Origin of the sequence: Vibrio sp. 661 (assembly GCF_033339315.1) — a bacterium.
Lineage (GTDB): Bacteria > Pseudomonadota > Gammaproteobacteria > Enterobacterales > Vibrionaceae > Vibrio > Vibrio alginolyticus.
The window spans coordinates 537,899-562,520 of the sequence record NZ_JAWOUJ010000002.1 but is presented as its reverse complement, the minus strand read 5'-3'; the positions used below and the strand labels follow the sequence as shown (position 1 = coordinate 562,520).

20 protein-coding genes are annotated in these 24,622 nt (G+C 44.7%); 4 read left to right on the top strand and 16 right to left on the bottom strand.

All coding sequences use genetic code 11. From position 1 onward, the window contains the following. Positions 1 to 198: 198 nt before the first annotated feature. Entirely contained in the window at positions 199 to 1,551 is a 1,353-nt protein-coding gene (gdhA, locus tag R7P69_RS06670) for an NADP-specific glutamate dehydrogenase (RefSeq protein WP_238952705.1), read from the top strand. A 76-nt stretch (positions 1,552 to 1,627) separates the two neighbouring features. On the opposite strand, the gene R7P69_RS06665 is transcribed toward gdhA, so the two are convergent. The 3 genes from R7P69_RS06665 to R7P69_RS06655 form a co-directional block, all read right to left on the bottom strand. Next, a complete protein-coding gene (locus tag R7P69_RS06665; protein WP_025767882.1) occupies positions 1,628 to 2,095 on the bottom strand; it encodes an OsmC family protein in 468 nt (155 codons plus the stop codon). 99 nt (positions 2,096 to 2,194) lie between these two features. Further along, positions 2,195 to 4,552: an ATP-binding protein gene (locus tag R7P69_RS06660; RefSeq protein WP_238952706.1), complete on the bottom strand. Its 2,358-nt coding sequence runs from the start codon at positions 4,550 to 4,552 to the stop codon at positions 2,195 to 2,197. Then, positions 4,545 to 5,513 (bottom strand): cytochrome-c peroxidase, encoded by a 969-nt coding sequence (locus tag R7P69_RS06655; protein ID WP_411978696.1) that lies wholly within the window; start codon positions 5,511 to 5,513, stop codon positions 4,545 to 4,547. Before R7P69_RS06655 ends, R7P69_RS06660 begins: the two co-directional genes overlap by 8 nt. A 498-nt stretch (positions 5,514 to 6,011) precedes the next feature. Here R7P69_RS06655 and R7P69_RS06650 point away from each other — a divergent pair, with 498 nt between their 5' ends. Beyond that, complete coding sequence (locus tag R7P69_RS06650) at positions 6,012 to 7,388, top strand: NfeD family protein (protein ID WP_005373182.1); 1,377 nt, start codon at positions 6,012 to 6,014, stop codon at positions 7,386 to 7,388. 10 nt (positions 7,389 to 7,398) lie between these two features. Continuing rightward, entirely contained in the window at positions 7,399 to 8,181 is a 783-nt protein-coding gene (locus tag R7P69_RS06645; protein ID WP_238952708.1) for a slipin family protein, read from the top strand. Between the two features lie 41 nt (positions 8,182 to 8,222). On the opposite strand, the gene R7P69_RS06640 is transcribed toward R7P69_RS06645, so the two are convergent. Then, positions 8,223 to 8,657, bottom strand: a complete 435-nt coding sequence (locus R7P69_RS06640) for a globin (RefSeq protein WP_115386585.1) — start codon at positions 8,655 to 8,657, stop codon at positions 8,223 to 8,225. Between the two features lie 243 nt (positions 8,658 to 8,900). On the opposite strand from R7P69_RS06640, the gene R7P69_RS06635 reads away from it, so the two are divergent. Beyond that, positions 8,901 to 9,557 carry an NAD(P)H-dependent oxidoreductase gene (locus tag R7P69_RS06635; protein ID WP_042523604.1) on the top strand — a complete coding sequence of 219 codons (657 nt, stop codon included), beginning with the start codon at positions 8,901 to 8,903 and terminating at the stop codon, positions 9,555 to 9,557. A gap of 96 nt (positions 9,558 to 9,653) precedes the next feature. Here R7P69_RS06635 and choV read toward each other — a convergent pair whose 3' ends face one another. The 12 genes from choV to R7P69_RS06575 all read right to left on the bottom strand — a co-directional run bounded on the left by choV (position 9,654) and on the right by R7P69_RS06575 (position 24,598). Then, positions 9,654 to 10,832, bottom strand: coding sequence for a choline ABC transporter ATP-binding protein (gene choV, locus R7P69_RS06630; RefSeq protein ID WP_213972714.1), 1,179 nt, complete (start codon positions 10,830 to 10,832; stop codon positions 9,654 to 9,656). A gap of 2 nt (positions 10,833 to 10,834) precedes the next feature. Further along, entirely contained in the window at positions 10,835 to 11,677 is an 843-nt protein-coding gene (gene choW / locus R7P69_RS06625) for a choline ABC transporter permease subunit (RefSeq protein ID WP_213869860.1), read from the bottom strand. Positions 11,678 to 11,752: 75 nt separating this feature from the next. Continuing rightward, a complete protein-coding gene (locus R7P69_RS06620) occupies positions 11,753 to 12,691 on the bottom strand; it encodes a choline ABC transporter substrate-binding protein (RefSeq protein WP_005382646.1) in 939 nt (312 codons plus the stop codon). Between the two features lie 36 nt (positions 12,692 to 12,727). Next, entirely contained in the window at positions 12,728 to 14,443 is a 1,716-nt protein-coding gene (gene betA, locus R7P69_RS06615; protein ID WP_005373209.1) for a choline dehydrogenase, read from the bottom strand. Positions 14,444 to 14,623: 180 nt separating this feature from the next. Then, positions 14,624 to 16,084, bottom strand: a complete 1,461-nt coding sequence (betB, locus tag R7P69_RS06610) for a betaine-aldehyde dehydrogenase (RefSeq protein WP_025767886.1) — start codon at positions 16,082 to 16,084, stop codon at positions 14,624 to 14,626. Positions 16,085 to 16,102: 18 nt separating this feature from the next. Then, positions 16,103 to 16,702, bottom strand: coding sequence for a transcriptional regulator BetI (betI, locus tag R7P69_RS06605; RefSeq protein ID WP_017820329.1), 600 nt, complete (start codon positions 16,700 to 16,702; stop codon positions 16,103 to 16,105). Between the two features lie 605 nt (positions 16,703 to 17,307). Then, on the bottom strand, positions 17,308 to 19,329 hold the full coding sequence (locus R7P69_RS06600) for a diguanylate cyclase (protein ID WP_373921190.1): 2,022 nt from the start codon (positions 19,327 to 19,329) through the stop codon (positions 17,308 to 17,310). 463 nt (positions 19,330 to 19,792) lie between these two features. After that, entirely contained in the window at positions 19,793 to 20,551 is a 759-nt protein-coding gene (locus R7P69_RS06595) for an SDR family oxidoreductase (RefSeq protein ID WP_033906450.1), read from the bottom strand. Positions 20,552 to 20,560: 9 nt separating this feature from the next. Further along, positions 20,561 to 21,457, bottom strand: coding sequence for a 3-hydroxyisobutyrate dehydrogenase (mmsB, locus tag R7P69_RS06590; RefSeq protein ID WP_033906449.1), 897 nt, complete (start codon positions 21,455 to 21,457; stop codon positions 20,561 to 20,563). A 19-nt stretch (positions 21,458 to 21,476) separates the two neighbouring features. Further along, a complete protein-coding gene (locus R7P69_RS06585) occupies positions 21,477 to 22,607 on the bottom strand; it encodes an enoyl-CoA hydratase/isomerase family protein (RefSeq protein ID WP_238952710.1) in 1,131 nt (376 codons plus the stop codon). A gap of 10 nt (positions 22,608 to 22,617) precedes the next feature. Beyond that, entirely contained in the window at positions 22,618 to 23,394 is a 777-nt protein-coding gene (locus R7P69_RS06580) for an enoyl-CoA hydratase (RefSeq protein ID WP_017633670.1), read from the bottom strand. Positions 23,395 to 23,443: 49 nt separating this feature from the next. Next, positions 23,444 to 24,598 carry an acyl-CoA dehydrogenase family protein gene (locus R7P69_RS06575; protein ID WP_005373226.1) on the bottom strand — a complete coding sequence of 385 codons (1,155 nt, stop codon included), beginning with the start codon at positions 24,596 to 24,598 and terminating at the stop codon, positions 23,444 to 23,446. Positions 24,599 to 24,622: the final 24 nt, after the last annotated feature.

The window sequence follows — 24,622 nt, the reverse complement described above, 5'->3', positions numbered from 1 at the left end:
TATATGTGAAACTGATCACTCAACCACCCGCTTACTTAGCTCGCCCTACCTATCTCAACCAACACTGCCTGGGTTAGAAGCTGCACATTCTCATCCGCAGGAAAGACCACTACAACCATTGAATCTTGGTCAAAATCACTATTTAATGGAAATACATTCATATAAACTGATTGCTTATTCACATCAAGGAAGAAATCTATGTCATACATACACGATACTATTGTTGCGTTGCAACACAGTAGCCCTGCGCAAAAAGAATTTTACCAAGCGGTAGAAGAAGTATTAACTTCTCTCGCGCCGGTAATAGAAGGCAATAATAAATATAAGGAACAAGCGATTATCCAGAGGATCGTCGAGCCAGAACGTCAAATCATGTTTCGAGTTCCTTGGGTTGATGATGCTGGAAATGTACAAGTAAACAAAGGTTATCGAGTTGAATTCAACTCTGCTTTGGGGCCGTACAAAGGAGGATTGAGATTCCATCACTCAGTCAATGCGAGCATCATAAAATTTCTCGGCTTTGAGCAAATTTTTAAAAACGCACTGACTGGCCTTCCTATCGGTGGCGGCAAAGGCGGTTCAAACTTCGATCCTAAAGGAAAATCCGACGGCGAGATCATGCGATTTTGCCAATCATTTATGAACGAGTTGTACCGTCACATCGGTCCTACCACCGATGTGCCCGCAGGCGATATCGGTGTCGGGGCGCGCGAAATTGGCTATATGTTTGGTCAATACAAACGATTGACGGGCCGCTACGAAGGTGTGCTTACAGGCAAGAGTCTGCTTTGGGGTGGCTCACTCGCCAGAAAAGAAGCGACAGGATATGGCGCCGTCTATTTTGCAGAATGCATGCTCAACGACCGCAACGATTCATTGAAAGGGAAAACTTGTCTCGTTTCTGGTGCTGGAAACGTGGCTATCTACGCCATTGAAAAACTGTACCATATGGGAGCAACGCCAGTTACATGCAGCGACTCTCGAGGTACGATCTATCATGAGCACGGTATTGATCTTAAGCTCCTAAAACAACTGAAAGAAGTGAAAAGAGCAAGCTTAGAAGAATATTTAGAAACTTACCCTGAAGCAGAATACACACCAGAGGGCGACTATCCTAATGAAGGACATGCTGTTTGGCGATATCAGGCTGATGCTGCCTTCCCTTGTGCGACTCAAAATGAATTAACGTCAGACGACGCACTGGCTCTTATCGAAAACGGATGTATTTTGATTAGTGAAGGGGCGAACATGCCAACCACCCGTGATGCTGCCAATATTATCGTGGACTCGGACATAGCTTATGGGCCTGCAAAAGCAGCCAATGCAGGCGGCGTTGCAACCAGTCAACTTGAAATGGCGCAAAACGCCAGCATGCAAAACTGGACGTTTGAACAAGTGGATAGTCAGTTGCAAACCATCATGAAAAATATTTTCATCAATGCAAACGAAACCAGTAAAGAGTTTGGCCAACCTGGAAATTTAGTTTTAGGCGCCAACATTGCAAGCTTTAGAAAAGTCGCTGATGCAATGATTGAGCAAGGTGTCGTCTAGATGAACGAGCCAGCAGGATGACTGCTGGCTTAATATAACTCCGCAATAGGCCGCGCTTTTTGATAAAGAGCTCCACTTAATTCGCAATAAGCGTTGTCACTTCTGTTTTAACGGAGTTGGCGATAAAGCAATTCTCATGGGCCATGTGGTGCAGTTTTTCTAATTGAGATGGTGTCGGTTGTTTTTCACCTGAAAATGTTATCTTAGGGTTTAACGTTACCTTTGATACCCACTCTTTTCCGTTTTCGCCTTTTTCAAGCTCCCCTACCGCTTCATCGAAGTAACTGTCCACAACATAACGTCGCTTTGCTGCAATAGACAGGAAAACGAGCATATGACAACTAGAAAGCGCCGCGACAAACGCTTCTTCTGGATCAACGTTTTCTTCTACGGATAGTGGTAATGGTACTACGTGGGGAGATGGAGATGCTGGGACTTGCAACCCTCCATCAAATTGCCAAATGTGTGCCCTACTATACTTATTATCCTTAAACTCTTCGCCAGCTTTACGATGCCATTTGATTAAAGCGGAATGCTTACTCATTCTAACTCCCTGATTTTCCGACGACGAATCAACACTATCCGTCCTTGCCACAGTAAACCACAACAAAATGAGTTAAGGAAAGCATCGCACTCACAGGGACTATAAAATCTGTTGAGGATCGGCATTGTTCCTCTGGGTATCATCCAAAAGTCTATGAGACTGATGGATGTTGACCTGTAACCGATTGATCAGCATCTGCAACTGCTCAATCTCGGGACTTTGGTTGGCTTTAAGTTGAGTTTCCAGGGCCTCCGTTTGGCTCGCCAAAATAGGTAAACATAGGTTCAGTGCCATCCCTTTCATTTTGTGCAACGTCAGCTCTAATGAAGCAAAGTCTTCAGCCATAAAGTATTCAATAAGCTCATCAACAGATGTCTCAAAATCGGCAATAATGCTTTTTAGCAGCTCGTCGAGCGCTTCTGGCTCATCTCGTAAAGAAGCAAACATGCCTGAACGGGAGAGTTCTTCCTCTGTTAACCTTAGGTTCTCGATTGGCTTACGTTGCAACTGAAGCACATTGCTGTCACTCGTTAGTGGCGGATTCTGTTTCGGTTCGAGTCTGGCGGCAAACTGTTTGAGAGCGTCTGAAAAGCTCTCATGCTGTAGCGGTTTCGTAAGCACATGGTCTGCTCCTGCTTCAATAAAGCTATCGTGAGCTTCACGAAATACGTCTGCCGTGTACGCAAAGAGTAATGTCTTGATACCTAACTCTTGTCGGATAACGCGTGTCGCCTCAACGCCATTCATCTCGGGCATATGGTTGTCCATCAAGATCAGGTCGTACTCGTTCTCTTTCGCCTTTTTAACCGCGATTAATCCATTTTCTGCAACATCCACTTCATGCCCAAGCTTTTCGCAAAACCCTTTTGCCACAATGGCATTCACACGGTTATCATCAGCAAGTAGTATCTTTAAATGGTGTGATTTTGCGCGAGGTTTCGGTGCTTCTTGCTGCTTTTTCGGAGCAGATTCTACCCAAGGAATCGGCAACTCAACGATAAATTGACTTCCAACGCCTTCTATACTCTTCAGAGTAATATGGCCACCCATCAAATCGGTTAGTTTTTTGACGATGGCTAACCCAAGCCCTGTTCCGCCGAACCTTCGAGTCGTTGATGAGTCTGCTTGCTCAAACGAGTTAAAAATATGCTCGTGCTTGTCTGGCGCAATACCAATACCGGTGTCGCTCACGCGCATGACCAACAACTGATTCGATTCATCTAACTCAGTTCTAACCAGCACATGCCCTTCGTTGGTAAACTTCACCGCGTTACCGGCGAGATTAAACAAGATCTGTCGTAAACGCGCACAATCTCCAGTAAATTCAGTATATTCAGAAACCTCGTTTTCCAAGATTAACTCGATATTTTTTTCATCAACAAGTGGTTTTATTGCGCTACACACCGGAGAAAGCACTTGATCGAGCTTAAACTTAGCTTGCTCAAATTCCAGTTTGTTTTCTTCAACTTTAGAAAAATCCAAAATATCGTTGAGGATAGTCATCAGATGCTGGCCAGAATCAAGAATAACCCTAATATGCTCTTTCGTCGTCGGCTCTTTGGTCTCTTCTGCAATCATTTGAGAAAGCCCTAGTACACCATTCATCGGCGTCCTTAGTTCGTGACTCATTGCAGCGAGAAAATTTGATTTCGCTTTTGCCGCTCGCTCGGCTTTGTTTCTCGCCTCTTCAATTTCAAGATTCAACTGTTTTAAGTTATGCATTCGGTGATGTGACTGATAAACAAACGCGCTAACTAGAAACATCACCGCGATAAATACAAACAACCACGTAAAACGCGCCTCACTTTGAGCAATATTGAGTAACCGATGCTCTGAGCTTTCGACAAACTCAATATAAGTGTGATCAAGCAGTTCATTCGTCAGCAATTCAATTCTTTTATCACTCGTTTGAAGCCGTTTAAGGAAGTTCGCTTCCTTTTCACTCTCAACTTCAGTTTGTGTTAGAAGCAACTGGTTGAGAAATTCAAAATAACGACTGCCACCCAAAGATTGACCGCTCTCGGTAGAAACATCTTGCTGATATAAATTGAACAACATGAGTAATGCATACCGATTTTCTACCTGAACACCAATTAACATATCAAGCTTCAACGTTGTTTGAAGCACTCGCTCCTTAAACTGTTCAAGCGTATCCCTAACTTTTATACGATTGGGTGTCACGGGAAACCAAACTGATGCCTTTGATGATTCCAACAGTGCCTGTGCTGCGATTTCTATCTCTACTAAAGATGTTGTTAACTCATAGTTTTTCCTATCTTCAACGGCATATCGGTTCACGATAACATCACGCTCTTCAATCAACTCATGTCCGATATTCATTAGCCCTGCATGAAATTCTTGAGCGTTTTTTGAATTCATATACGACATATACGCCAGTGTGCAGCACGTCAGTATCCCAATAAAAAAGCAAAAGTTGATCAGTTTGAATTTATTCATTTTCCAACACCTCTAAAATTATGGGTCTAGGTGCTGTCAACGACTGCAAGAATGCTTCAATGTCCGCGACATTCTCATCGTTCATCGTTATACCGAGCTGGGTTTTAGCCATGATTTGTATCGCGTCGGATAACTTATCGGCTTGCCCATTATGAAAATAAGGACTCGTTAGCGCGACATTGCGCAAACTGGCTACTCTAAAATAGAATCGCTCTTCATCTTCTATCGTAACGAGTTGCCTGCCCGAGTCCTCTACTACTGGCTTATCCTTGAAATAGGCGAACCTTTGGATCATCGCTCCGCCGATATTTTTGCCCTGATGACACTGCACACAACCTGAAGTCTGAAATGTTTTCCAACCTCTGATTTGCTGTTCACTCAGTACATGCGTGTAACCCAATAAGTAAGCATCGAATGGTGCGCCAGGCGTCTGCAGCCCTTCAACAAACTCCACAATAGCGGACTTGATATTATGAACGTTAATCGGCAATTCACCGTCACGATTAAATAGAGCTTGATAATGTTCACTCTCTTTTACATATTGCTCTATTGTTTGCCAGTTTGAGTCCATTTCCATTGGATTATGGATTGGACCATCAATCTGAGCCATCAAGGTGTTTTCCGTACCATCCCATAAAAAACGATAATTTAACGCTGCATTAAACACTGTTATAGAATTTCTAATTCCATCACCTTTCACCCCCGTAGAGACAGGTGTATTTTCAGCGCCATTGGTTTGCAGATTGTGGCATGTCGCACAGCTGACATTACCATTTGACGATAATTGAGGATCGCGGAAGAGATGCCAGCCAATTCTCGCTAGCTTAATATCCACATTAGGATCACCCTGTATGGGCTGAACTAGGGAGATATCACCTAACATCTTCGCGTTTCTTGCGGTTGTTGTTTGGCTCAAAATGAGTGTTACAACAGCTAGTGCGATTGCGCTGAATTGCCTCATCAACTACATACCTTAAACTTGTCATTGATATGAATTTAGTTGCATTTTGGCGTTTTTTCCACCGACAGGAAGTTGAAAAAACGAGTTAAGTATTGCTTTGTTTAAGGCTTTGGTTGAAGAGGGAGTAATAAGGCGAATAGGAAGAAACCTATCGCCTTATGAGTAGCTAACGTATTGAAATCTGAGTTTAGTGTAGAAAAGCCAAAAACCGTTGAAACCAAGTCACCTCTCCATAGGAGATCAGATCGAAAATAGTAAAGAAAACGGCACAGATAACGGCCAACTTAATCAAACGCTGAACAATAAACATAAACATCACAATTACCAATAATTTGCTTTAGTTTACTATCTCACACAGCGTTTATATATAAAAAAGTAGTCTCCTAATTAGCCTCGGCAACTTATTCATTAGAACCTATACTCAAGCATCTCTAAGTTATTTGGATATACTTGAATTAGGATTTCAAAAAGTCCCTGTGACCACACAAGGAGGACTGCATGAAACGACTATGGATATGGTTCTTACCTTTACTCTTGATTGCCAGTCAAGCACTGGCGAATACCGTTTGGATTGTTCCTGTCAAAGGCGCTATAGGGCCTGCTACTAGCGACTATTTATCTCGTGAAATAGAAGAAGCTCAACTAAACGGTGTCAGTTTAGTGATCTTAGAGATGGACACACCAGGCGGCTTAGATAGCGCAATGCGAGATATTATTCACGCGATTACCACCTCCTCGACTCCCATTGCGACTTGGGTCGGCCCATCTGGTTCTAGAGCCGCCAGTGCCGGAACATACATCTTGCTCGCTAGTCACGTAGCCGCCATGGCTGAAGCGACAAACCTCGGAGCTGCAACGCCCGTCGCGTTAGGTGGTGCGCCTCAACCTCCTTCATCGGATGATGGCAAAGATCAAAACGCGGAAGAAACGCCAGAAGGAACCAACGAAAGCTCAGAAAAAGTTCCCGCTAAAACCGCAATGGAGAAAAAGGTAATTAACGACGCCAAAGCCTACATTAAAGGCTTAGCAAAACTTCATGGACGAAATGCAGAATGGGCAGAGAAAGCAGTAAGCGAGGCGGCGAGCTTGGATGCAACAGAAGCATTAGAATTAAACGTGATCGATTACATCGCCAATTCGCCAGAGGACTTAGTCAAAGCCATAGATGGGCAAACTGTTAAAGTAAACAATCGCACTGTGACATTGTCACTTGAAAATCCAACATGGGTTGAAAGAACGCCAGATTGGCGAGCAGAAATGTTAGCCGTTATCACCAATCCAAACGTTGCCTACATTCTAATGCTCATCGGCATCTACGGTTTACTTCTTGAATTTTACAACCCAGGAATTGGCTTACCCGGTGTGCTAGGTGGGATTTGTCTGCTTCTTGCCATGTACGCACTACAAATGATGCCCGTCAACTACGCAGGTCTTGGTCTGCTGTTACTCGGTATTGCACTAATGATAGCGGAAGCATTCAGCCCGAGCTTTGGTATTTTGGGCTTAGGCGGCGTTGTCGCCTTTGTTCTCGGTTCAATATTTCTCATGGACAGTGAGTTACCAGGATTCCAGGTCGCCCTTCCTTTGATTTTTGGTATTGCCATATTTTCCGTAGCTCTAATCGTGCTGACTGTCGGCCTGCTGCTTAAAATTCGTCGCCGGCGTGTAACGACGGGTTTAGAGACATACCCTGGGAAGGTCGCCGTGGTAAGCGATGACTTTATCGATGGCGAAGGACGCGTTCAACTCAACGGTGCGTTATGGCGAGCTAAAGCCAAAGACCATCAACAATTCAAACAAGGTGATCACGTCACCATTGTTAATGTTAAAGGGCTGACCTTAACTGTGATGCCTGATGACCGCCAAAATAAATAGGAGGCGCTTTATGATGCTCTATACCGTTGCGGTGATCGTGGTGCTGCTGTTCGCACTAGCGACCCAAATGTTCAAGGTTTTGAGAGAATACGAACGTGGGGTTGTGTTCTTTCTTGGTCGATTTCAAGAAGTCAAAGGACCTGGTTTGATCATCCTTATCCCATTTATTCAGCAAATGGTGAGGGTTGATTTACGTACTGTCGTTTTGGATGTGCCGACACAAGATTTAATTACCAAAGATAACGTTTCTGTGCGCGTCAACGCGGTCGTTTATTTTCGCGTAGTCGATCCTCAAATGGCGATTAACAATATTGAAAGCTACAACGATGCCACCAGCCAGTTAGCACAAACCACGCTGCGCTCGGTATTGGGTCAGCATGAACTCGATGAATTGCTATCAGAGCGAGAACGCCTCAATAAGGATTTACAATCCATTCTCGATCAACAGACTGATGACTGGGGAATCAAGATTGCTACGGTTGAAGTCAAACATGTTGATTTAAATGACAGCATGGTCAGAGCCCTAGCCCGTCAGGCAGAAGCAGAACGTAACCGTAGGGCGAAGATCATTCACGCTACTGGTGAGTTAGAGGCTTCAAATAAATTAAAAGAAGCAGCGCAAATGCTCAACGAAGCACCGAATGCACTGCAATTACGTTACATGCAGACACTCACTGAAATCACTACAGACAAAACATCCACTATTATTTTTCCAATGCCGATCAATCTTGTCGAAGCTGTCAATGATATCGCCGAAGCGGTGAAAAAGAATAAAGAGACACAAGATAAGTAAGGTTCTGACCCTAGGAAGTAACGACCACTCACGTTACTTCCTTATTTGGTACTCGCTTTAAGGAAGTGCCCATCTTCTTTATCACATTCTTGTTTCATTACTTCTAAGCCCGTTTTAAAGCATGTTCGCCAAGCGGTTTCAACATCGGTATCGTACCCGGAATCACACTGTCGAACCGTTTCTAACAAACTCTCAAGCCAAACATCAAAATCCTGCGGCTCTATACCAATTTCGGCACTTGCATGCTTTTTCCCATACTTTTCCACCATTTTGTGCGCTTCGGTCGAGGTATCTGCCATCATAAAAAATACGATAGACCCTCTAAGCATTCTCACTTGTTGGTGCATGTCTATACCGTCAAACTTCTGTCTAAAGTTGGCGCTTTTCGACCATAAATTTTTGTAGAACAAGTCGAAAAACTCCTGATCTGAAGTACAACGTTCATAGCTATCATTAAAAACTTCAATCACGTTCATGTTGCTTTCCCCTACGCCTCAATATGAGTTTAATTTAATATCAAATAAAAGCTTCCAAATAAGGACTTTTAAGTTTCAAATCGAGCAACTCACATCGATTTTCAACAAAAAGTAAAAAGTGATTTAAATAAACACCCTCTTATCAATGAAAAAATATCCATTATCATGAACCCATATTCGAGGTACGCATGGTTGTCGATGCTAGTGCATCCTCATCTGTCATCACATAAAGAGGATATAAACGTGTCCCATCAAATCATTACCGATCTAAATAACCGTTACACTGCAAAAAAATATGATGAAACCAAGCGCGTTTCTCAAGAAGACATGGCGATAATCAAAGAAGCACTGCGTTTGTCGGCGTCTTCTATCAACTCACAACCATGGAAATTCATCGTTATTGAAAGTGATGAAGCGAAGCAACGTTTCCACAATACGTTTGCAAATATGCATCAGTTTAACCAACCACACGCGAAAGCCGCATCACATACGATTCTGTTTGCTTACGATCCTAAATTTACTAAAGAGAAATTTGCGAAGCGTGTGGATGCAGAAGTAACATCTGGCCACTTGCCAGCGGAGATGTACAACAACTTTATGGGTGCTTACGCTTTTGCCGATGCAAATACGGACGAAAATGGCTTCAACGGAAACTGGACAAAAGCACAAGTCTATTTGGCACTAGGCAACCTACTACACACATTGGCACGACTAGGCATTGATTCAACACCGATGGAAGGTGTCGATCCGGCTCTGATTGGAGAAGAGTTTAAAGAAGAGCTCGAGGGCCATATTTGTGAAGTTGCGCTAGCGATTGGCTACCATAAAGATGGGGAAGATTATAATCATGGTCTTCCAAAAGCGCGCCTTGCAATGGATGACGTAATTACGACTCTATAGTCGACCATTGTCTTAGCTTAGCGACTTAAATCATTGTTTAAACTAAAAAGAGCCGCACATTAATGCGGCTCTTTTTTACTTGGTTCTGCGTCAACTTTACGCAACTTGCTCTGACTTAAAATTACCAAGCAATGCATCGTAAAGCTCATTGTCGCTCAACACACCAACCAGTTTATTATCTTCAACCATAAGCAGAGGTTGATTGCTACGCTGTTTAAGTTCAATCGCTTCTCGCATACTGATTTCTGGGCTAACCTGAACCAGAGAGTTTTTATTAACTTCGTCAAGGTTCGAAGAATCGCTCTTCCATTGAATCAACGATTTACCTTTATCCGCTAAACTTAACCCCTTGCTCTCTTGTATCACCCAAATATCTTTATCAGGGCAAATCAGAACACGCGTATCTTCGCGAACCAAATCGTCACGCATTAAGGAACGTCCCTTCAGTACATTTAATGGATTAGTGTGAGCAACAAAGTCCGCCACATAATCGTTTTCTGGAGCAAGAATGATCTGTTCTGGCTTGCCATGTTGAATCAGCTTTCCTGATTCCATAATGGCGATGTTGTTGCCGATTTTAAGCGCCTCATCCAAGTCGTGACTCACAAAAAGAATGGTTTTGTTTAGCTTTTCTTGAAGCAGAATCAATTCATCTTGAAGCTGAGCGCGAATCAATGGGTCAAGCGCTGAAAACGGTTCATCCATTAACAAGATATCAGTGTCCATCGCAAACGCTCGCGCTAGGCCAACACGCTGCTGCATACCACCAGAAAGCTCGTGCGGGAATTTGGTTTCCCACTCAGATAAACCGACCATTTCGAGCTGTTCACGCGCCTTTTTACGACGCTCTGCTTTACCAATGCCTTGCATCTCTAGACCAAACGCTACATTGTCTAACACCGTTAACCAAGGCATCAATGCAAACTTCTGAAACACCATGGACACGCGGTGCGTACGAAGGTGGCGCAGTTTCTGTTCGTCACAGTTAGAGAGCTCAACCATATCGTCGCCATCTTTAATTTTCAGAGAGCCACGAGAAATATCGTTCAATCCGTTAACCGTTCGCAGCAAACTTGATTTACCCGAGCCTGAAAGCCCCATCAAGACACAGATCTCACCCTGTTTCACGTTCAGCGAAACATTATCAACCCCAACCACTTGGCCAGTTTCATCAATGATTTCTTGTCGAGACTTCCCTTGATCTAGTAGTGCTAGCGCCTGTGCTTGTTGCTGACCAAAAACGACATCAAGATTTTTAATAGTAATAGCGTCCATGATTATGCCTCCTTCTGGTTTGGTGCTTTACACAAGCGATCAAGAATGATGGCAACGAGTACAATCGCTAAACCCGCTTCAAAACCTTGTGAAATGTTTACCGTATTCAGTGCACGTACGACTGGCTTACCAAGCCCATCAGCACCAACAAGCGCCGCAATGACCACCATAGAAAGAGACAACATAATGCACTGCGTAACGCCAGCCATAATACTTGGCAATGCCGCAGGCAACTCTACCTTGAACAGTAGCTTCATGCGGCTGGCACCAAATGCTTTACCCGCTTCAAGTAGCTCCTCCGGCACTTTAATAATGCCGAGGTACGTCAAGCGAATGGGTGCTGCGATAGCAAAAATGATGGTCGAGATTAGGCCAGGAACAATACCCAATCCAAACAGAACCAAGGTTGGAATTAGGTAAACGAATGTCGGGACGGTCTGCATTAAATCGAGTATTGGCCGCAACAAGGTGTATAACCAAGGACGGTGCGCCGCCATAATGCCCAACGGCACGCCAATTAATACGGAAATCGTTGTCGCTGCAAACACAAGGACAAAGGTTTCCAGCATTTCTTGCCAGTAACCAAGGTTGAGAATTGCGAGTAAGGCCAACACGATAAATACGACAAGAGGAATGCTGCGATGTAAGAACCAAGCAATTGCCGCCGTCATAATGATTGGCGCTGCAGGTGGCATCCATTTAAAAATGTCCACCACGAAAAGAATGATCGCTTCAAGTGTAATAGAGATTGCATCGAAAAAACCCGATGCATTGATGGTTAACCAATCGACGCCAGTTTCCATCCATTGGCCCAACGGTAGTTTGTTGTCCGTAATAAAATTCAAAATAAAACCTTTGTGTTAATGAAGCGGGCAAAACTGCCCACTTTCTTTTAAAAAAACGAGCTCAAATACTGCTTATTAAGCGTTTGTTTTTAAGTAGTTTGTGATAGCTGTTAGCGCATCTTGGCCATCTACCGTTTTCACGCCCTCTAGCCACGCTTCAATTTGCTCTTGGTTTGCATTCAACCATGCTTGCGCTGCTTTTGATGGCTTCTGTTTCTGGTTAAGAATCGCTTCCATCAGTTCATTTTCCATTTCTAGGTTAAACTCTAGATTTTTCACTAGCTGACCTACATTTGGACACTCAGCGAGGTAATTTTTACGTACGTTTGTGTAGACGTTCGCGCCGCCGTAGTTAGGACCGAAGAAGTCGTCACCACCCGCTAGATATTCCATTTCAACGTTACTATTCATTGGGTGCGGCGCCCAACCTAGGTACACAATCCATTGATTGCGGCGTGCGGCACGTGATACTTGAGACACCATGCCAGCTTCACTGGATTCAACTAGGCTGAAGTCTTTTAGGCCGAATGCGTTGCTATCAATCATTGACTGAATTAAGCGGTTACCATCGTTTCCAGGTTCAATGCCGTAAATGCGGTCTTTAAATTTGTCGGCATGTTTTACTAGGTCAGCGAAGTTGGTTACGCCTGCGTCATAAACGTATTTTGGAACCGCTAGCGTGTACTTTGCGCCAACGAGGTTCGCGCGTACGGTTTCAACAGTACCTGCATCACGGTATTTCGCGATATCACCTTCCATCGTTGGCATCCAGTTACCTAAGAAAATGTCGATATCGCCATTAGCCATAGAGGAGTAAGTTACAGGCACAGACAGAAGATCGGTCTTCGTTTTGTACCCCAACCCTTTAAGTAACTCTGATGTAACGGCAGTGGTCGCTGTGATGTCAGTCCAACCTACATCTGCGAAACGAACCGTTTCACATTGGTTGGCGTAAGCGCCTGTTGCTAAAGTACTTAGTGCAATTGTTGAGAAGATTTTTGTCATCTTAGACATGTTGAATTCCTTGTAATGATTACTGACTTTTTCATTTTATGAGATCGAATCGAGATCTCTTTTTGGCGGATGCATTCGTTGCATCTCTTGCCAGTCCGGTGCAATCCAAACTGGTACGTTGTTCGACGTTTCTAGGGCGTTATCCAAAATCATGTCCGCGGCGCGTTCTGCCACCATAATCGTTGGCGCATTTAAATTACCGTTCGGAATGGTTGGGAAAATAGAAGAGTCCACCACACGCAAGCCTTGAATACCGCGTACTTGGCATCGCTCATTTAAGACGGCTAATGGGTCATTATCTGCGCCCATTTTGCAGGTACAAGATGGATGGTAAGCACTCTCGACGTTTTGCTTCACCCATTCATCAATCTGTTCATCCGTTGTGATGTTCAGACCGGGTTGGATCTCATCCCCACGAAACTCATCCATGGCTGGCTGATTGAGGATCTCGCGAGTAAGGCGAATACAATCACGCCAATCCTGCTTATCTTGTTCAGTGGAAATGTAGTTAAACTCAATCTTCGGCTTATCATTCGGATTCGCAGAGACAACTTCGACCGACCCGCGACTTTCTGGCTTGTTAGGTCCAACGTGCACTTGGAAACCATGACCATCAAAAGCAGCTTGCCCGTCATAACGCATTGCCGCTGGCAAGAAGTGATATTGAATATTTGGCCACTTTAGTCCTTCACGAGAGCGGATAAACGCACACGATTCAAAGTGGTTAGTCGCACCAAGGCCTTTGCGAGTTAATATCCACTCAGTGCCAATCAAGCCCTTGCTCACCAAACCTAATTTGCTGTTGAGCGTGATAGGTTGTTTACAGTGATATTGGAAGTACACTTCTAAGTGATCTTGCAGGTTTTTACCTACTCCCTCCAACGAGTGTTTCACCTCAATGCCCGCTTTTTCTAATACTGCCTTAGGGCCAATGCCTGAAAGCTGCAACAGCTGAACGGAGCCAACCGAACCCGCACTCGAAATCACTTCATTATTCGCAAAACATTGCTGAATTGAACCTGACTTTTCAAATTCAACGCCTACCGCTTTCTTGCCTTCTGCACCAGTTTCTTCTAATAAAACTCGATGAACCGTCACCCTCTTCATTAGGGTGAAGTTTTTGCGTTTTTTAGCGCGGCTTAAGTATGCATTAGAGGTCGAAGCGCGTACGCCTTTGTCGACGGTCATATGCATTGGGCCAAAGCCCTCTTGCTGATAACCGTTGTAATCTTTTGTTTCTGGGTAGCCCGCTTCTTTGCCTGCATCAATAAAAGCTTGGTACAGTGGATTGAGCTTCATATCGTTGCCGTTACATGTGCCGACTGGACCGTGATCGCCCCGATATTCATCAGCACCACCAATCCAAGACTCTGCTTTACGGAAATAAGGCAAACACGACTGATAATTCCAGCCTTTCGCGCCTTCCTCTTCCCACTGGTCAAAGTCACAAGCGTGTCCGCGAACGTAAACCATGCCGTTGATAGATGAGCTACCGCCCAGAACTTTTCCGCGAGGACAATGAAGTTGGCGACCATCCAACCCTTGCTCTTCAACCGTCTCAAACTGCCACGCGTATTTTTCAGTGTTCATCGGGTAAGAAAGCGCTGTTGGCATTTGGATAAAAATACTTTTATCCGACCCACCCGCTTCGAGTAATAGGACCGAATTTTGACCACTTTCACTTAAGCGATCCGCTAACACACAGCCGGCCGAACCCGCACCGACGATGATGTAATCGTAGTGTTGTTGCATTTTTATTCTCCTAGGAGTTAATACGAATCACCGTAGATAAGTGAACGAAATTAGCGTAGGAAAAATGCTTGATAACAAGGCGGAAATTTTGATAAGTAGTTAACTTACAATCAAAATTGACAACGTAGTTATCGAGCATTTTAACAAGCTAAAGTGGTCAGTTATCTACTATGAGTAGTATCATTTGTAAGGGCTTTCGAAGTCGCTTAGCTGAACCAGAACACTCTTCGTTTGTGTGTAATGTTTAAGGGTTTCGACTCCGTTTTCACGGCCAACACCTGATTGCTTGTAGCCGCCAACTGGCATTTCCGCAGGTGAGTCACCCCATGTGTTCACCCAACAAATACCCGCTTGAATTTGATGGATCACACGGTGCGCACGAGATAGGTTTTGAGTAAATACACCTGCCGCTAAGCCATAATCGGTGCCATTTGCACGCGCAATCACTTCCGACTCATCGCGGAATTTCAGAACTGACATTACCGGGCCAAAGATTTCTTGTTGAACGTGGCTCATGTCATCATCGCAATCGACAAATACGGTTGGAGCAACAAAGTTACCATTGGCTAGGCCATTGTCTGTTACTTTGTAGCCGCCAGTCAGTAACGTCGCGCCACTCGCTTTCGCGGCTTCAATCGCTCCTAGAACTTTCGATTCATGATCTTTAGAGATTAGCGCGCCAATTTGCGTGTTCTCATCAAGCGGATCGCCGACGACTAACAGCTCGGTTCGGGCTTTAAGCTGTGCGATAAAGTCGTCATAAATACCTTCATGGACAAATACACGTGTACCGTGCGTACAAACCTCACCTTGGGTGTAGAAGTTCGCCACCATGGCCGCAGAAACGGCATCGTTTAACTTCGCATCATCAAAAATAATCAGTGGAGACTTACCACCAAGCTCCATCGTTACTTGTTTTAGTGTCTTAGCGCTGTCACTCATGACGACTTTACCGGTGCCTGACTCACCCGTGAATGACACTTTTGCGATATCAGGATGCGCCGTTAGCATCTGTCCTACTCGGTAATCCCCTTGCACGACATTAAATACGCCATCTGGCATGCCCGCTTCTGAATAAATTTCGGCGAGCTTAAGCGCCGTTAATGGTGTTTCTTCTGATGGCTTGAAGATCATTGCGTTGCCCGCAGCCAGTGCTGGCGCCGATTTCCACATCGCAATTTGAATTGGATAATTCCAAGCGCCAATACCCGCGCAAATGCCCAATGGCTCACGACGTGTATAGAAAAACTGATCGTCGCTGAGTGGCTGCTGTTCACCTTGTAGGCTTGGAGCAAGGCCAGCGTAGTACTCAAGAACATCGGCACCTGTTGTGACATCAACCGCGATAGCTTCTTGAATGGGCTTACCAGTATCTGCCACTTCCAATGCAGCCAACTCGTCATTACGCTCACGTAAAATGGCAACGGCTTTGTGTAAAATACGGCTGCGCTCAATCGCAGTCATCGCCGACCATGCAGCAAAACCTTTTTTTGCCGATTCAATCGCTGCTTGAAGATCGTCTTGGTTCGCTTGTTTAATGTTGGCCAATGGCTCACCATTCGCCGGATTGTAAGTGGTGAAGTGTTCATCTGAACACCCGTCGTACATCGCACCATTGATATAGTGTGCTTTCATTTCCATTTTGAAGACCTGTAACTTTTATATTTTTTCAGAATAAAACGTAAGTTGTTTTTCGAGATAATCGTTGATGATGATTCTCGCTCTTTCTGCATCAATGCCTTGCGGGTTGAGCGTTCCGCGCAGCCAAATTCCATCAATAAGTGATGCAATACCATGAGCAACCAATTCAGCCTGCTCTGCATTTAATAATGCTTTGAGTTCTTTTCTTAGGTGGGACAATAGACGTCGTTCGTTGACACGCTGTAATCGCTTGAGCTGCTCGTCATGCATTGAGTACGACCAAAACGCCAGCCAAGTCTTAGCAACTTGGTTTTCTGCCTGATAGCCGACAAAGTTACCGTCAATGATTGCATTAATTCTTTGGTGATGAGCATCACTTGGCAGCTCACGTAACTTCTGTGTGATAGTGGACGAAAGCTGACGCAAGATTTCTCGCATCGTTTCCTCCAGCAATCCGTGCTTACCACCGAAATAGTGGTTGATAATCCCCGTTGATACACCGGCTTCTTTGCTGATTAACGAAATACTCGCCGCGTGTAAACCGACTCTATCAATCACTGACATTGTCGCTTTCACAAGCTGCGGTTTTCTGATTTCAGGCATCCCCACCTTTGGCATTTTGCGTCCCTGTTATTTTTAATTGAACGGTTAGTTAAATATAAAATGCCTGAAAATTAATTCGAACTCAAATTATTTTTAAAGAAAAATGTTAGTAAAAAAGGATGAAAAGTTGAGGGTGTACGAAAAATTGCTCGGTAAGAACTTGTCGGGACAACTAGATTTTAGTTTAATAACAAACAAATAAGTAAAATAAAATCAAACGCTTAACCATTGCTCTATTTTTAAAACGATGATGAACGAGTTGATTTTTGAACAACAAAAATCTGTGCCACAAAAAATTTATATCGACCACTAATCATTTCACCTGTACACGGTTTTTTTGTACAAAGAATAGACACACTAGTTTGTTATAGTTTTGTAGACACAAGTGGCATTCGCACTTTGAAGGTGAAGGAGACAAAAAGAGAGGTTATATTGAACGCCATGAATATGCGATTCGATATCCTTAAGCCATTTTTAAGTAATATCGCCAAGTGACTTTAAGATGTTAGATTCAGCGTTTTATATTCGAAACAAGGATCTCAAAGTCACTTGGCTATCAAAGTAAATGGGAGGGATAAGTTCAGATTCATCGTGCGATGAGCCTGAACTTTTGATTTCTGTTACGCTAGCGAGCGACCTTTCACGCAGTTGCGTCCGTTCGCTTTCGCTTGATAAAGCAATTTATCGGCCTGATCGCAAAGTGATTTAAAACTCATCTCATTATCTTCAGTGGTAACGACTCCAAAACTACAGGTCACTCTCACTTCTTCTTTCTGTTCCGTAACAAAGCCATGTAGGGATAAAGCGCTACGTAAACGTTCGGCAGTAATAAGGGCGTTTTCATGGCCTGTATTGGGCATAACAACAACAAACTCTTCACCACCAAAGCGAGCAACAATGTCGTTTTCACGTACAGTTTCCTCCAACACTTTGGCAACGCCCGTTAGTACGGTATCTCCAAACACATGCCCATAGGTATCATTTACCTGCTTGAAATAATCCACATCGATTAACGCTAAAGTTACTGGCCCCGATTGTGGTTTATTTGGCACCATTTTCTGTTTATCGAGTTTGCTATCTACCCATTTATTTAAAGCTAGATAACCGTACTTAACTTGCTCGACTTGCTCAAAAACAAAGTGTTGTATTTTTTCTTGCTTAGATTGAGGTACCGGTTTCTCTTTTCGCTCACGCCTCACTTCTACTGGCATAGTGAACCAGTCCTCTAAAAAACGGCGATTGAACAACCCTGTCAATGTGTCTGTCTTTGCGAGGCGACGCATTCTCAAACGCGAGCGATTGACGACGAGAAATACTACCGCCATCAAAAATAGAACACCGATGAGCGCAAGTAGCGCTTCACCCAATAAGTAAAAAGTACGACGGTTATTTTCTAGCTCCATACGCTGCAACACATTGTTCCAATTGAGATCTTCGTTTTCATATTCAAGTCGTTCCAACTCAAATAACGTCTGCTGGCGCTCAAGATTTTCAACTTCTCTTTGATTGCTAAATTGGATAAATTTATCGTGATAGTTACCGTAAGTTTCGAATGCTAGTTTAAAGTCATTGCTTCCCGCATAGGCCATAGCGGCGACTTTTAGTAGCTCCATTTGCTGTTGCTTGACGTATCGACTATCTATAATCTCCGGCAGCATTGGTGCGATCATCGCTAAAAGTATTTCAAATTGCTGCTGCTCTAACATATATTCGGCTTGTAACAACTTAAATGTTGCCAAATACGCGCTAGACGTTTCTCTGTACTGTAAATTCTCCGCCAGCTTCAAGTGGTTAACCATCTTCTTTTCTTGATTCGTCTCGCGATATAAAGCTGCAAGTTCAAGGTTAACTCGAAATCTAAAGCGTCCATCACCGATAATTTGAGCCAGCTTTAACGCTCGCTGATATGACGCTATCGCCTCTTCGTATTGGAACTGTGCTTTATGAAGTTTCGCTATCGTCAAAACGCTCAACAACTCATTGAACGACATACGCCTATCCCTAAAATAGCGATATGCTTGTTCCAAAAGCGCCTCAGATCGGTCGTAACCCTGAATTTTGACAAGTACGTCACCTAGCTCTAGTGCTGCACGTTCGACCAGCCCGTGAACACCTGAAGATTCAGCCGCATCCATGGACGACATAAGTGCAGCATAGGATTTTTTAAACTCACCTTGCTCATCGTAATAGCGTCCTTTTAGCAACAGGATTTCTGATTCAAGTTGCTTATCACCATTCTCACGCGATGTTTCCAACAAGCTATCCAACGCAGAAAGCGCGGTATCGATATCGCTCTTTCCAACCATAGTTCGCATCTGAATCAACTTAAACAGGAGATACTCATGGCTCTGTGGACGCACAAGCTCCAATCCTTTTCGAACGACACTCTGACTCTCTTCTAAGCGCCCTAGCAGCTCTAAAACCGTGGCCTTGGCAAGCCAGTAACGCACCAACAGCGCTGTTGGTTGGTTTTGTAGTAAAGACTCTTCTTCTAACGCTTCAATCAAAGCTAAAGAACTCTGAGGTAATGCGTAAATTTGATTTTCGATGCCTTCTAACGACTGTAAAAACTTACCTTCCTGTTCCACCTTTTCTGTGGATGCCTGAACAGAAAAACACAGACACCCCAATAATAGCGGCATCGTCCTAAGCGAATGAAATAGTGACATTATTGCTCTTCCCTAATGGGTAGTTACTTCAGTGTAATTGAGAATTCTGATTATTTATTATTAAGACAACTGAAGGTTATTCAGTCAGCCTCATATTCCCATGTATTTTGCGCTGAATAATAAATCACCATCTTTAGATGCCGAAATAGTTTTCGGTCACAATACAACCAATGAGAGTGTTTTTTACACACCAAGAATAACGATCTCGTTAGTGAGACAAAAGATCGTCTTAGTTGTGAGTTGATACATTTACATGACAAGCAATATAGAACTAACCATTCACATAAGAAATAGAATCAATTTTTATACCGTTCGATGAGATAGCAGTCGACCATGCATCCAATACATTTTTCAGATAGAAGCAATAAAAGAAAGAAGAAAGTGGAAGGAAGCGGACAATCAAACTCGCTCCCCTTTTTTTATGTTGCAGAGGGGGTTACATTCGCATTCCGCCATCGACTTCAAACACTCGTCCGGTCACGAATTCGTTGGTTAACACGTATTTTATGGTCGATGAAATTTCATCCGCCAAACCTAAACGTCCAACCGGAATCATTCCGATTAAACGTTCCATCGCTTCAGGTTTTATTTGGTCTGTCATGGCAGTTTTGATGACACCCGGAGCAATCGCCACTGAGCGAATTCCGAAACGCCCTAACTCTTTCGCCCACACCGTTGCCATGGTGGCTACCGCCGCTTTAGATGCTGAATAGTTGGTTTGACCAATATTCCCGGCACGCGCAACGCTGGATATGTTGATCAGAACCCCTTTGCTATCGGTGTTCAGCATTACCTTGCTCGCTTCACGGCCACACAGGAAAGTGCCTGTTACATTCACATCTAGAACAGACTGAAATTGTTCCAGCGACATCGTGTTAACCTGACCATCTTTGACTTTAATGAACATACCATCACGCATAATACCTGCGTTATTGATAACGCCATTGAGCTGCTTGAAATCTGCCTCAATTTGCTCAAAAGCAGTGCACACCTGCTGTTCGTCAGTCACGTTTGTCACATAAAAACGAGCGGTAACGCCGAGAGATTCACATTCCGCTTTCGTTTCAGCCAGTTGCTCTGAATTGAGGTCGATAAGCGCAAGATGAACGCCATTTTCCGCCAGTGACAGTGCCATTTGTTTACCCAGCCCCTGCCCTGCCCCCGTGATCGCAATGACCTTATTTGCTAACTCCATAAGCGCTCCTTAGGCCTGATTTTGCTTTTGGTAGAACTCAAACAAGCTTGAAAAATCTTTTTGCCCGTTGCCCTGACCGTTGTGAAAATTAAACAGATTACGAGCCAAGCTGCCCATTGGCGTTGATGTTTGACTGGCAACCGCCGCTTCCATCGCAAGACCCAGATCTTTAGCCATTAACTGGCTCATAAAGCCGCCTTGATAACCATTGCTTGCAGGCGTATTTTCCATCACACCTGGACAAGGGTTATAAAGCTCTAGCGCCCAGTTACGCCCTGAACTTTGCAACATGATGTCGGAAAGCACTTTGGGATCGAGTCCGTTTTCCATCCCTAAATTTAGTGCTTCACAAGTGCCGCTCATCAAAATGCCCAACATCATGTTATTGCAGATCTTCGCGACCTGACCAGCTCCAACATCGCCCGCATGGAAGATGTTTTTACCCATGTGGCTAAGCACCGCTTTGGCTTGAACAAAGTTCTCTTGCGAGCCGCCAACAATGAAAGTTAACGTACCTGCTGCTGCGCCCGCAACGCCACCAGATACTGGTGCATCAACAAAACTGATACCAAGTTGCGATGCTTTTTCGCCAACCAAACGAGCAGTCGCAGGATCGATGGTGGATGAATCAATCAGCAAGGTGCCTGATTCGACGCTATCTAATATGCCATCTTGACCAAGATAAACGCTTTGAACGTGTTGGCTCGCTGGCAGCATAGTGACAACCACATCAACACCTTGTACTGCCTGCTGAACGGAATCGGCACTTGAAGCGCCCAATGCGGTCAACTCCTCAACTGCGTTTGGGTTCAAATCAAATACTTCGACGTTCAAGCCCGCTTTAAGTAGATTCTTAGCCATAGGCGCACCCATGTTACCAAGGCCAATAAATGCAATTTTGTCCATATCGTATTTCTTCCTTGTACTAAAGTGCCGCTATAGCTACCGACGATGCGGTCAGTGGGTATTCTGCTGAGTCAATTGGCGAGAAGAAGCGCTCCAAAACTTGTGGCGTTACGTCAGAAACCGTGCGATGTTGCCAAGTCGGTTGATTGGTTTTATCAATAATCAGCGCACGAACCCCTTCTCTAAAATCACCTTCTAAGCCACAACGTAGTGTTAGGTTAAATTCCATATCAAAACACGCTTTCAAAGAGAGGTTTTGATACTGCGTTAACTGCTGATAAGTGATACTGAGCGACAACGGACTGCCATAGTTCAGTGACTTCTGCGCATTGACGAACCACTTGTTATCAACGTTAGCACGGCTGATTGCATCAACAATTGACGCTAAGTCACCCGAACATAACTGCTCAATCAATTCCGCATAGGGCATCAACATCCCTTCGGTTGGCTCGTCCACGTGTACCGAACGCAGCGTAGTGGCGATTTTTTCGTTGATGTTCGCTTCACCTTTCCAACTTACCGATGCAAGCAGATCCAGCAGCACTTGCTTGTTTTCTGGCTGTGCAATCCATTGGCTTAACCCCAACGCTTTCATATCTGTTGCGGTAATTTGGCAAGCAGTCAAACTTAAGAACAGTGCCAAATGTTTTGGCAACTGGTTCAGGAAGTACGTCGCGCCTACATCTGGGTAAAGGCCAATTTTAATCTCTGGCATTGCAAAGCGTGTGGTGGTTTCTGCTACGCGATGGCTGGCACCCATAAACAGGCCAACTCCCCCGCCCATCAAATAACCATGTCCCCACGCGATGATCGGTTTTGGATAAGTATGAATAAGATGGTCACAGCGATATTCGAGGTCAAAGAAGGTTTCCATCGCTGAAAACGCAGAATCAAAGTCTTGCTCTTTGTTTTCAAGTGCACGGTAGATCACTTGAATATCACCACCAGCACAAAACGCTTTTTCACCTTGAGCATGCAAGAATACCGCGATGACGCTGTCGTCCGTTTGCCATTCATTAAGCTGTTTGTACAACTTCTCAATCATCACGTAACTCAACGCGTTGAGAGCTGCTGGGTTATCAAGCTCTAGCACACCAATAATAGAGCCATCAGCGCACTCAAGTTTTGAAACATTTACTGTACCTGTCATTTGGCCTCCGCTAGCTGTTTGTCCATTGTGGCTTGCGCTTTTGCAAAAACGCATTCACACCCTCAGTCTGATCTTGTGTATTGAACAGCTGTAAAAACAGTTCACGCTCCAAAACCAATCCAGCTGCATGAGTTTGGCTGCGTCGACCTTGAATTAGCGTTTTGCACGCAGACACAGATTTCGGTGATTGACCTGCAACACGCTGTGCTAGCTCCATAGCCGCTTCGAGTGCTTGACCTTTCGCTACCACCTCTTCGACTAACCCAATTTTTTCCGCTCGCTCGGCCGTCACACGCTCGCCACACAGGATCATACGCTTCGCCCAACCTTCACCTACCAACGCGGTCAGGTTTTGCGTCCCACCCGCACACGGCAACAAACCTACCGATGCTTCAGGAAGTGCCATTTGTACTTGTTCTTCTGCGATACGAATGTCACACGCCATCGCCACTTCCAGACCGCCGCCCATCGCATAGCCATTAATCGCTGCGATAGAAACCCCATCGAATGCAGAAAGCGCTTCAAACGCTTCACCAAATGCGAACGCCATGTTTGCTGCTTGTGATTTATCACCCGATGCAAAGTTATTAAGATCTGCTCCAGCAGAAAAGAATTTCTCGCCTTCGCCTGTTAAAACCAACGCATAAATAGAGCGATCATTACTAAGTTCAATTGCCAACTCTTTTAGCTGATTCAAAGACTCAAGCGTCCAAGTGTTCGCTGGCGGATTACTAATCGTGAGCTTGGCAATATGCGCTTCGCGCTCTAATTTGATTTGTGCCGTCATAATCTTTCAGTCCTTTTTAATTTCTTTAGGTAAGGCTGTGTCTCGCTGACTAAAGCAGCTCAACGCCTTCCGTTAGTAATCGTCTTGCGACGATCAGACGCATGATTTCGTTGGTACCTTCAAGGATTTGGTGAACACGAACGTCTCGGAAATGGCGCTCGACTGGATATTCTTTGATGTAGCCATAGCCACCGTGAATTTGCAGCGCCTGATCGCAGACTTTAAAGCCCACATCAGTAGCAAAGCGTTTTGCCATGGCACAGTACGCACTTTTTTCTGCGTGCTGGGCATCGAGTTTAGCGGCAGCGAGTCGCACCATTTGACGCGCAGCGACCAGCTCAGTCGCCATATCAGCAAGCTTGAACTGCAACGCTTGAAATTGCGCCAGTGAACGGCCGAACTGTTTGCGTTCGTTCATGTATTGCTTGGCTTCGTTCAGTGCTTGTTGCGCAGTACCGACGGAACAAGTAGCGATATTGATTCGACCACCATCCAGACCAAGCATGGCGAACTTAAAGCCTTCTCCCTCTTCACCCAACAGATAGTCAGCCGGAATGCGGACATTTTCGAAGGTAATCATGCGAGTTGGCTGGCAGTTCCAACCCATTTTGGCTTCTTTTTTACCGTAGCTAATGCCTTCGCAATCAGCAGGAACAACGAATGCAGAAACGCCACCCGCTCCTTCACCACACGAACGCGCCATCACGACCAATACATCTGTATCACCCGCGCCAGAGATAAACACTTTTGCGCCATTGAGGACAAACTCATCGCCATCACGCACTGCGCTAGTCGTTAGAGAAGCGGCGTCAGAGCCGGCATTAGGTTCGGTTAAACAGTAGGAAGCGAGCTTTTCACCCGAAATTAGATCCGCGCTAAATTGCTGCGCCACTTCGGCTTTGGCAAAGCTGGTGATCATCCACGTCGCCATGTTGTGAATGGTCATAAACGCAGTAGTCGCGGTACAACCCATAGCCAACTGCTCGAAAATGATCGCCGCATCCAAACGAGACAATCCCAAACCACCATGCTCTGGAGGCGTATAGATGCTCAGAAAACCAAGCTCACCTGCTTGACGCAGTACATCTTTAGGGAAGTGATGGTTTTCATCCCACTCGGCCGCATGAGGCGCTAACATTTGGTCTGCAAACTGCTTTGCTACTTCGGCAAACGCGAGTTGATCTTCGTTTAATTCAAAATCCATCTTGAAGTCCTAAGGTCTAATTCG